General features: G+C 52.7%; 7 protein-coding genes. 3 read left to right on the forward strand and 4 right to left on the reverse strand.

The window, feature by feature from the left end; all coding sequences use genetic code 11:
* The first annotated feature begins 220 nt into the window (after window positions 1-220).
* Entirely contained in the window at window positions 221-478 is a 258-nt protein-coding gene (locus PsAD26_RS23140; protein WP_063312306.1) for a GIY-YIG nuclease family protein, read from the forward strand.
* A gap of 428 nt (window positions 479-906) precedes the next feature.
* On the forward strand, window positions 907-2,373 hold the full coding sequence (locus PsAD26_RS23145; RefSeq protein WP_063312307.1) for a DEAD/DEAH box helicase: 1,467 nt from the start codon (window positions 907-909) through the stop codon (window positions 2,371-2,373).
* A gap of 42 nt (window positions 2,374-2,415) precedes the next feature.
* Here the strand turns inward: PsAD26_RS23145 and PsAD26_RS23150 are convergent, their stop codons facing one another.
* Window positions 2,416-2,823 (reverse strand): cupin domain-containing protein, encoded by a 408-nt coding sequence (locus PsAD26_RS23150; RefSeq protein WP_063312308.1) that lies wholly within the window; start codon window positions 2,821-2,823, stop codon window positions 2,416-2,418.
* Between the two features lie 56 nt (window positions 2,824-2,879).
* Window positions 2,880-4,286, reverse strand: coding sequence for a magnesium transporter (mgtE, locus tag PsAD26_RS23155; RefSeq protein WP_063300421.1), 1,407 nt, complete (start codon window positions 4,284-4,286; stop codon window positions 2,880-2,882).
* 262 nt (window positions 4,287-4,548) lie between these two features.
* Between mgtE and PsAD26_RS23160 the strand changes: the two genes are divergently transcribed.
* On the forward strand, window positions 4,549-5,664 hold the full coding sequence (locus PsAD26_RS23160) for an extracellular solute-binding protein (protein ID WP_063312309.1): 1,116 nt from the start codon (window positions 4,549-4,551) through the stop codon (window positions 5,662-5,664).
* A gap of 100 nt (window positions 5,665-5,764) precedes the next feature.
* Here the strand turns inward: PsAD26_RS23160 and PsAD26_RS23165 are convergent, their stop codons facing one another.
* Together PsAD26_RS23165 and PsAD26_RS23175 are read right to left on the reverse strand one after the other, a co-directional pair.
* The gene (locus PsAD26_RS23165) at window positions 5,765-7,375 is read right to left on the reverse strand and encodes a BCCT family transporter (protein ID WP_063312310.1); all 1,611 of its coding nucleotides are present in this window, start codon (window positions 7,373-7,375) and stop codon (window positions 5,765-5,767) included.
* A 1,126-nt stretch (window positions 7,376-8,501) separates the two neighbouring features.
* Complete coding sequence (locus PsAD26_RS23175; RefSeq protein ID WP_063312312.1) at window positions 8,502-9,479, reverse strand: aldo/keto reductase; 978 nt, start codon at window positions 9,477-9,479, stop codon at window positions 8,502-8,504.
* Window positions 9,480-10,505 lie beyond the last annotated feature (1,026 nt).

A 10,505-nucleotide genomic window follows, 5' to 3' on the forward strand; every position in this document is an offset into this window, starting at 1 on the left:
GACAAACTCTTCTCGAAGTTTCATTGTTGAACACTCTTTCCAAGGCATCCCGGTCCCTCCCTGAATGCCATGTTAATGTGTCAACCATCTCTCCGAACACCTGTCACCTATGTCTCCGGTATGTACACCCAGACCCGGGATCCAGCTGTAACTCACCCCTGATAACATCCTAGCCACATCACGCAGTTGGCAGGTCACATGGGCACCTGCAAACTACGACATGCCCTATTACATCTACATCACCGCAAGTCAGAGAAACGGGACGCTCTACACGGGCGTCACCAATAATCTGGCGCGCCGTATTCATGAGCATCGGGAGAAGGCGGCAACCTCATTTACGGCTCGTTATGGGGTTTCTCAGCTGGTCTATTACGAAGAGTTCGAGCGCATTGGTGATGCGATCGCTCGTGAGAAAAAGCTGAAACGCTGGAGGCGGGCATGGAAACTGAAGCTAATTGAAGCACTTAACCCAGCTTAGCGTGATCTGTATCGGGACTTAGGGTGACGGTTTTGCTAATCGTTCTAGATCCCGCATCAAGTGCGGGATGATGTCGGTGAGGGGAGCTCGGCAGGGGGCATCTACACCCCACCCCTTGCATTCCCGCGCATTTACCTATATCTCCCGAGGCAACGCGCTTATCGGGCATATGCTTGGAGCGCCACCCCGCTGCCTGCAATATATTCAGCAAGGCAGCCTGCTCGAGTGGGATGTAACACGGGCACGCACCGTGGTCCGCAGCGTTTCTAGGTCGCTTTCAAAGCTCCTCTCAAACTCCATGGATCTCAATTTTAGCCAGTCTGGCCGCGTAGATGTATGTCTGCGGGGTATATGCTGGCGTTTAATCTATGAGTACCTGCCTGATCCCATATCAGGGGGCGTGCTCTGCACATCTTGGAAGTACGAGAGTGAAGAATTTTGACGAAGCTGGCCTAGCAGAGCCTATCCTGCGCGCTGTAAAAGAAGAGGGCTATGAGGCCCCAACCCCAATCCAGCGTGAAGTAATTCCGCACATGAAAGCGGGCGAGGACATCCTCGGCATCGCACAAACAGGTACCGGCAAAACCGCAGCCTTCGTGTTGCCACTGCTGACCCGTCTGGCAGAAGACCGCAAAAAACCAGCGCCGCACACCTGCCGTGCGCTTATTCTTGCGCCAACCCGTGAGCTTGCCTCCCAGATCGCCGATAGCGTGCGCACCTATGGCCAGTATATCGGCCCATCAACTGCCGTTATTTTTGGTGGTGTGAAACCCGGCCCACAGCTGCGCGCCCTGTCCAGAGGTCTGGACATTGTGATCGCCACACCGGGCCGTCTGGAAGACCACATGAGCACCGGTGGCATCAAGCTGGACGCCACAACAACCGTTGTACTGGACGAAGCCGACCAGATGCTGGACCTTGGCTTTGCCCCAGCCATCCGCCGTATTCTTGGCAAACTGCCAAAAGTGCGCCAGACAGTGCTGCTGTCCGCAACCATGCCACACCAGATCCGCAAGCTGGCCAAAGAGTTCCAGACCAACCCGCGCGAAATCTCCGTGGCGCCGGTCTCCCGTCCAATTGAGAAAATCGAGCAGTCCGTTCGCTTCCTCAATTCAAGCTCAAAGCGAGCTGCCCTGCAGGAAATCCTGTCGGAAAAAGGCATCGAACGCGCCATCGTCTTCACCCGCACCAAGCGCGGTGCAGACCGTGTCAGCGGTCATCTGGACAAAGCAGGCCTCAGCTCAGCAGCCATCCACGGCAACAAGAGCCAGCGCCAGCGCGAAAGATCACTTGATGGCTTCAAAAATGGCTCCATCAAAATCCTTGTGGCAACAGACATCGCAGCCCGCGGTATTGATATTGATGGCGTCAGCCACGTGGTCAACTACGAGCTGCCAAATGTGCCGGAAGCGTACGTTCACCGCATTGGCCGGACAGCCCGCGCAGGCAAAAGCGGTGTTGCCATCTCCCTGTGTGATGGAACCGAACAACCATACCTGCGCGATATTGAACGCCTGATTGGCCGCAAAATCCCGTCTGGTGATGGCGATTGGGCGGACGGCGAAATGCCTGCGTACGACCCAACAAACGAACAGACACAGCTGAAACGCCACAAACGCCCGCAAGGCAACCGTCGTGGCGGTGGTGGCGGCGGCGCTGGCCGCTCAGCCGGTGGTGCTGGTCGTCCGGCTGGCGGTGCAGGCCGCAACGGTGCCGCACAAGGCAGCAAACCAGCAGGTGAGGCAGGTGCAAGACCAGCCGGTGCAAAGCCAAATGCAGGTCGTGGCCGCGGTGGCAAACCAAACGCAAATGCGCGCCCAGCTCAGAAAAGCGGCCCAAACCGCAGCCAGAGCAACAGACCACGCCGCGCAAAACCAGCAGCTGCGCAGCGCTGATTTCATAAAACACGCCGGGGCTCACAAGCCCCGGTTTTGCTTTCAGGCCTCAGTGGTCTCAGAAGTCTCATCTTCCGCCCGAGTGCCGAAGTTGGCAGGCGAGACGATCTCGATCAGCTCAAAATCCTCAGAATGCTCAATCTCGCGGTGGCGAATGCCCGCTGGCTGCACCACGCAGTCCCCCGGCTTCACCGTGCGAATGCCATGCCCCTCATATTCAAACCGCGCCCAGCCTTTCAGCACATAATAAAACTGAAAGGAGCAATCATGCACATGCCACTGACCTGTCGCATTGTGCCCCTCACGCGCTTTAATCACATGCGCAACCACAGCCCCGTTGGTGGCATCAGCCACGCCAAGATCGCGATATTCAAAATAACTCCGCAACCCCCGCGCCACAAATTCCCCAGCCTCACCTTCGCTGTGGCTGAAACTTTGTTCCTGTTCCATAAAAATCCCTCCCTCATCGTTGGGTAGTAGGGACCGTTAGGGCAGGGAACGTCAAGTTACAGATAAAGATAGCTGGCGGTCGTGAAGTAAACCAACACCCCAAGTACATCATTGCTGGTTGTGATGAAAACACCCGTCGCCGCTGCCGGATCAATGCCAATCTTGTCCAGCACCACAGGCACCGTCGCCCCCACCATCGCCGCAACCGTGGTGACGATGACCAGCGACGACGCTGCCGTCAGCGCCAGCCACACGGGATCATGAATCTCAAACAGTACGGCCCCAATGCTGATGAGCACGGTCAGCACACTGCCCGCAATCACCCCGTTGGACAGCGCCCCGCAAAACTCCTTCCAAAGCCGAAACAGCGTGCTCCCCGTCCAGATCGACCCCGTCGCAATGCCCTGCACCGCAACAGCAGACGCCTGAAGCCCGGAATTACCCGCCATCGACATGATCACCGGAATAAACGCCGCCAAAATAGCCGCCTTCTCCAGCTCATCCTCAAAAGACCCAACCACCAGCGCTGCAACAGCCGACCCAATCAACCCTGTCATCAACCACGGTAGCCGCCCTTTGATGATCCGGCGCACGGAGTCAGATGGCCGTGCTTCCGGCGAAACACCGCCCATCAACATCAGATCCTCCGAGAGCTCCTCCCGCACAATCTGGTTCATCTGCTCAGTCGTAATCCGCCCAATCAGCTTCCCGTCAACATCAATCACCGGCATGGAGGAGATTTGTCGCTTCGCCGCCTTACGCAGCACATCCTCCTGATCCATCTCCGCAGATACCGCCAGCACATTGGCGTCCATCACATCCCCAATGCGCACCTTCGGTTCCAGCGTTAAAAGCCGCGTCACATCAAGCCGCCCCACCAGCCGGTGCTTGGCATCCACCACAAACACCGTACGAAACCGCCCCACCAGATCATACTGGCTCTTGATCGCCGCAATAGCCTTCCCCGCCGTATAATCCTCGTTGAATGCCACAAACTTCCGGCTCATCAACCGCCCGGCCGTATCCTCCCCATGCAAAATCCGCTCCTCAATCTCCGCCCGGGCATCCAGCTGCGGCACAATGATGTCGAGCAAGCTCTGCGGAAACTCATCCAGCGTATCCGCCAGATCATTCTCCTTCAGCGTATTGAGAATCTCCACCAGCCGCGTGGTCGTCCCGTCTTTCAGCAGTTCAGCCCGAAAATCCGGATAAAGCTCAGCAAGGATCTTGGTGGAAGGCCGAATAGGCAGCAGCGCAAACAGCTTGCGAGCGTCCGGCAGGGGAAGGGCAGTCAACAGCTGCAGCAAATCGGTGGGCGACCACTTCTTCAGCTGCTTCACCAGCCAGCTGGTCTCATGCGCACGCAGCAAATGGCGCACCATCTTCAGCACCTGCTTGTTGTGCTCATGTGCGGTGGTGTCTGCCTTGCTGCTCCACTGAAGTGGCTTCTTGTTCTTTGCCATCCTCCGCACCTTTGTCTGGGTACGATTTTCTGCGTGTGCAGACCATGCCTCAGCGAAGTAAATCTCTCCCTAAGATCAAGCAAAACCAATGCTGTATTTCTATAGATAAAGTTTTCAAAGAATACCGCAGCCCACAATGAGAAAGCCTTTATAAAATCTAAGTTATGAGGGGCCTTGCGCGGGCGGTTATATAGCTGCCCTTCAGCATAAAATGACGCACACCAGCGTCTACATATTGGAAAATCTCCGAGAAAGATGTGTCATGCTCAACCGGATCTCTCCAAAACTGTGCGTTCAGATTTTAGCTGCTTCGTTCCTTTCGCTTTTGGCAACCGGTTTTCTGATTAACTCCTCAATGGCTCAGGACAGTTACGCCCAGGCAGAACCCTACGAGGAACTGAGCGGAGCGGGCTCCATGTACCCCGACGTCCTGTTCAATGAAACTCTGCGCCTCTTCAAAACCTCCAACCCCGAGATCGATGTGCGATACGACCCGATTGGCAGTGGAGCAGGGGTGTTGGCATTGCAAGCAGGCAAGGTCGATTTCGCTGTTTCCAGCGCTCCGCTGGAAGCGATCCTGGAGCAAGACCTCGATGTTGATACTGCCGATGAGCCTGTGGCCATAGAGGACAAACTGCTGGAGATCCCCATCACCGCAGGCATGCTCGGTATTCTTTACAATATTGAGGGCGTCGGCCACTTGAAGCTCACACGTAACGCACTCTCCGGTATCTTCGACGGCTCTATCCAATACTGGAACCACCGTGAAATCCGCATGGTGAACCCGGACCTGCGCTTGCCAAAGCTGAAGATCACCATTGTTGGCCGCAGTGATGCCAGCGGCGCAAACCTTGCGCTCTCCAAGCACTTGTACACCGCCGAAAATGCATGGTCTGGCAAATCTGCCAGCATTTGGCCACTGGAAACCTTCCCGAAAGATGCTGTCCTTGTGCCTAGTTCTTCTGAGGTTGTCACCAAGATCACCGAGAACAATGGCTCAATCGGCTACGCACCCTCAGCCTTTGGCAGCACACTGGGAATCCCGATGGCTCTGGTCGAAAATCAAAAGGGCAACTTCGTAGCACCTTCACTCAATGCCGGAGAAGCAGCTATCGAGGAGATCAGCAGAAGTGGTGACCCGCTCTCCATCGATGAGATCCACAACCCAGAAGCCCCCAGCGCTTACCCCATCATTTCATTCTTTTGGCTGGTGACGGAAGACGTCTATCCTGATGTGAAAACAGGCACTGCGGTGCGTCAGTTTGCTGAATTTGTTTTGAGCGGACAGGCAAGGGGAGCAGCAATTTCCTCTGGTTACATCCCGCTTCCGGCGAATATGCGCGCAGATGCCAAGAAGCTGGCAGCAACCATCCACTGACTTGGAGCGGATCACACCACGATCTCACATACGCTCATTTCAAACAAAAAAAGCGGCGGGAATGATCCCGCCGCTTTTTTGAATTCAGTATGAAGTTTGCTTATCGAGGCTCGCTACGCAAACCTTTGACGATTGCAAAACATGCGCCAAGCAAGACAATTGCAAATGGGAAGCCAGTTGAAACCGTCATCGCCTGAAGGCTGGAAAGACCACCGCCAAGCAGCAATGCAATCGCAACAAGACCAACCAAAGAGGCCCAGAAGATGCGCTGCTGAACCGGTGCATTCACCTTACCGCCAGCTGTGATGGTGTCGATCACCAAAGAACCGGAGTCTGAAGACGTCACAAAGAATGTGATGATCAGAACAACACCCAATACAGATGTGATTTCGGCAAGTGGCAAGTTGCTCAGCATCTCGAACAGCTGAATTTCAGTCGCCGCGCCTGCAATTTTGCCAAGGGTAGAAGTTGCTTCCAGTTCAATCGCTGTGCCGCCAAAGGCTGTCATCCAGAGAGTGGTGACAACACTTGGAATAACCAGCACGCAGATCATGAACTCACGAACAGAGCGGCCACGGCTGATGCGAGCGATGAACATGCCCACAAACGGTGCCCAGGAGAACCACCAAGCCCAGTAGAAAGTTGTCCAACCCTGACGGAAGTTATCGTCAACGCGGCCAATTGGGTTGGAAAGTGCTGGCAGATATTCCAGATAAGCTTCCAGATTCCAGAACAGCTTCTGCAGGATGTCCAATGTCGGACCAGCCAGCAGAACAAAACCAAGCAGCAAAGCAGCGGTGATCACGTTGAAGGTGGAAAGGTGTTTGATACCTTTATCCAGTCCCATAACAACAGAACAAAGTGCAATACCAGAGATCGCGATGATCAAAATGACCTTGGTTGTTGTTGTAATTTCCAGGCCAAACAAATGGTTTAAACCAGCATTGGCCTGTTCTGCACCAATACCCAGAGAAGTTGCCAGACCAAACAAGGTGGCAAACACAGCCAGAATATCAATCACGTGACCCGGCCAACCCCAAACGCGCTCACCCAGAATTGGATAAAAGATAGAGCGAACAGTCAGCGGCAGGCCTTTGTTATAGGCAAACAGAGCCAGACCAAGAGCAATCACAGCGTAAGTTGCCCATGGGTGCAGGGCCCAATGGAAGATGGTGGAGGCCATGGCAAGGCGCTCTGCTTCCGCACCGCTCAGCGCTTCACCGCCCAATGGGGCCCAGCTGCTGCCAGAAGTGATGGAAGAGAAATGGCCAAGTGGCTCAGCCACGCCGTAAAAGACAAGGCCGATGCCCATGCCTGCAGCAAACAGCATGGAGAACCATTCGCTGTAGCTGTAATCTGGTTTTGCATCTCTGCCGCCGATGCGAACCTTTCCCAGTGGAGACACAATCAGGAAGAGGCAAAGCAACACAAAGATATTGCCGGCAATTAGGAAAAACCAGTCAAAACTAGAAGTGAGCCAAACACGTAGATCACCAAAGACCGGGCCAATAGCGTCTTTATAGAGCAGAGTAATTGCAACAAAAATTGCAATCGCAATACTGGAAATAGTGAAAACGATATTGTGTACGTCAAACGCAACACCAGCGATTCGCGGTGTAATATTGTCCTGTCCCACTTCATAATCAGTATCAATAAGATTGGACGGCCCTTCGGGGGCCGGAATAAGATCTGCGCAGGTTTGATCAGTCATACTGGTCCTGTTTATTGGCAGATATCCACGCATGCAGCCCGAGTGCGCACGTCACGTGGATTTAGCAGCTCAACCAAGAGCCATGATCCGCTTGTTAGCCATCTGCCGCGAAAGCTCATGGGCGAGCCTATACGATCACTGCCAGAAATGGGTTCCACGCACAAAGGGCGGAAGCTGGCAACGCGGTTGCCTCCATGGCGGAGGCACAGATGGATAGCGATGCCATACAGCGAAAGTGATCTGGCTTAGCAAGAAGCCGTCGCTGACAGTGATTGGTTAGGCACCACTTGGTGTGCGCGAAACCTACAAATTTAAATGCATTACACACAAGAGTAAAAATACTTAGTCTTGGGGATAGCTTTTGCTGATTTGTCTGATCCTGCAAAAGCAATATCAAAGAGACCGATAAACCTGTCTCACATCTCTAAGCTTTTGATCTTCATATTTTATTTTCGAACCTCATACTGCTCGAATGCGCTAGTATTCAGAGAATACCAATCTCTTCCATGTAGTATTGACTATGCAAAGATGAAGATATTTCAGGTCTAATGAGGTGCGTGAGTAGGGCTGTTCTCTTATTGATGGCTTTCTCATAGTAAACCTTAGTGTGTGAAGTGAGGTTCGGACGCAGCGCAGAGAATATCATTCAAAGTAAGAGCAGCTCAGTTTCGGCTCCGTGGGAAGTCGGATCCAATACGCATTGGAGACATGTTGCATTCGGCCTTAGGCGAGAGGTGTAATTGAGGTGTTAGGTGACGATAATGTTTGATGCGAGGGCGGGAAGTTGCCATCTATGACCTGAAGGGCGAACTGTGGTTAGAACGCAGTTTCATGCCTGGCTCATATGATCGTTCAGACTTTGAAACAGATTTGTGGCACTCTCTGGAGCTCCACAATCAAACAGCGGTTCTTTGTTCTACTGATGAAAGAGAAGGAAATCGGGTTTGCGATTGAACATAAACCCAATGCTGTTCTTGGAGACAGCTATCCGAGCGATGAAGCTACGTCTAAATGGTGTCGACCAAACTATGAGGGCAAAGCCCATATATAAAATCACATTACTCAGGATTGCGAAGTGAAAACCCAATTCCTCAGAACCGGGTTTTGTTGGCTCGATCTCGATAAGTTAAGATAGCGCCCACTTCGCAACGATGTCTTCAGCACCTTTCAAAAGGTCCACATCGTAAGAGCGTGTTGTGACCGCAATGTTCTCTTTTACCTGCCATTCCTGATAGGCTCCGGTAATAATGGGCCCGACGGCATCCTGCGCCATCAACCACCCCATAGCCAGATAGGCCAGAGGCATACCGGCTTTTTCAGCGTAAGCTTTCAACTCGTCAGCACAGCCGAGATACTTCTCCAGTAGCGGAGAATTCAGTTTCGGGTTATTGGCGCGATCATCATTTTGGTCAAAGTTACCGCTTGCTTTGAAGGTTCCTGCCAGCAATCCCTGCATCAATGGGCTATAAGGCAAGTACTTGAGGTCACGCTCCTCGCAAAGCGGAATGATCTCATCACGACTACGGTAACTCAGCGGTATATTATGATAATGCGTGGCATTCGGCTCTAGAAGGTTATAAAGCCCCTGGTAAGTGGCCAACTCACAATGTTGCATCAGCTCTTTAGTCATCTTCAAAGAGAAGTTGGAGACGCCAAGATGTCGAACCTTCCCACTCTCCACAACAGCGCGTAAACCTTCGGCGGTCTCTTCAACAGGTGTATGGGGATCAGGCCAATGGCATTGCAGTACGTCAATATACTCTGTCTGCAAACGCTCGAGTGATTGATCCACCTCTTCTATAATAGAAGCTTTGGTCAGATTGTTTTTGACAGCTCTTTCCGGATTGTTCCAAACCAGCCCGCACTTGGTGGCAATATACAGCTGGTCACGCTCAAAGGTCTTGAGGGCCTCACCCAAAAGCGTTTCTGCATGCCCAAGCCCGTAAACCGGAGCGACATCAAAGAAATTGATGCCCAGCTCAACGGCTGTTCGCATGGTTCGGATAGAGGTTTGGTCCTCTGTGTCATTCCAGGTGCCACCTACAGCCCAGCAGCCGAACCCCAACACTGACGCATTCATATCTTTCAAAGCTCTGAAAATCATTGTTATTTCCGCTATTAAAACTCCCAGGGGAAGGGAAGCACACAAAAATAAACAGCGCAATGCGCCATAACCGCGTTTCCAGACCTGAAGCTGATGATCAAAACCGCTCCTTTGCGGGGATAGTTTTTTGGTTTGCGTTTATAAGATTTGATAGAAGGAGGATAAGTCCTGTCTCTCAGTTGGCCGGAGCAGGGGGCATTTGCTGATGTTGTTCTTAGTTCCGCGTCTTCCCAAACGTGCTGTTTCCTTGCCGTATTGAACATTTGAGCGCATAAAAACGCTGTTTCGCGCAAAACCACGCAAACGAACGCAATGGCGGGGCTTTCCATTGGGCGTCTCTCAGCACATTAATGCCATCTCGGCGAGTTCAGGCGCTACAGCCTGTGCCACGACCACCATACACCCTCATTCATTATTCAGTTTTCAAAGAACGCGGATTGCTCCGAAGTCTGCTTGCCAGCGTTCTGAGAGAGTGCAGTCTGATTTGATCGCGGTCTATTCCTGTAATGTTCTCCCTGAGTCTTTGGTGGCCGGGAGTTGGAGCATGGAGAGTGGCTGGTGTGATTACGGGGAAATAAGGCGCTTTTAAACCTCTCGTTGGGGGAGGTTGATTAGATAGATTTATCCCTCACAGGGACGGTGTAGAATTGAAACGGCGCGTTTCTGCGGATTAGGTATGTTTTACACATAGGTGGGTGATGTTTTTGGGTTTTTTTGTCGTTTTCAGGTTGACGGTTGGAGGGCTCAGGCCTATAACCCAGCTCATCGAGAGCGACGGCGCTGCCGGCGACGGCACGATGCGCTCTTGAGTTCCTCGAAAGGATTGATCGCTCAGGCTCGATCGGAAATGATTGAGTTGGTGAGTGATTTACTCTTTTGAGTGTGGGTGAAAGCCCTGTTCATTGACAATTGAATACGGAAGAAGAAAGAGAAACGTGGACGGCGGTTATTCGCGAGTGGTTTGGTAACAAGCCACTGTTACGGAATAACTGACTTAGTTTACGTTTTTCAGAACACCAAAGATTG

Origin of the sequence: Pseudovibrio sp. Ad26 (assembly GCF_001623285.1) — a bacterium.
In the GTDB taxonomy this organism is placed as follows: domain Bacteria; phylum Pseudomonadota; class Alphaproteobacteria; order Rhizobiales; family Stappiaceae; genus Pseudovibrio; species Pseudovibrio ascidiaceicola.

Coding starts and splice junctions, on each gene's coding strand:
- PsAD26_RS23140 (WP_063312306.1), top strand. CDS start 221: ATGCCCTATTACATCTACATCACCGCAAGTCAGAGAAACGGGACGCTC.
- PsAD26_RS23150 (WP_063312308.1), bottom strand. CDS start 2,823: ATGGAACAGGAACAAAGTTTCAGCCACAGCGAAGGTGAGGCTGGGGAA.
- mgtE (WP_063300421.1), bottom strand. CDS start 4,286: ATGGCAAAGAACAAGAAGCCACTTCAGTGGAGCAGCAAGGCAGACACC.
- PsAD26_RS23160 (WP_063312309.1), top strand. CDS start 4,549: ATGCTCAACCGGATCTCTCCAAAACTGTGCGTTCAGATTTTAGCTGCT.
- PsAD26_RS23165 (WP_063312310.1), bottom strand. CDS start 7,375: ATGACTGATCAAACCTGCGCAGATCTTATTCCGGCCCCCGAAGGGCCG.
- PsAD26_RS23175 (WP_063312312.1), bottom strand. CDS start 9,479: ATGATTTTCAGAGCTTTGAAAGATATGAATGCGTCAGTGTTGGGGTTC.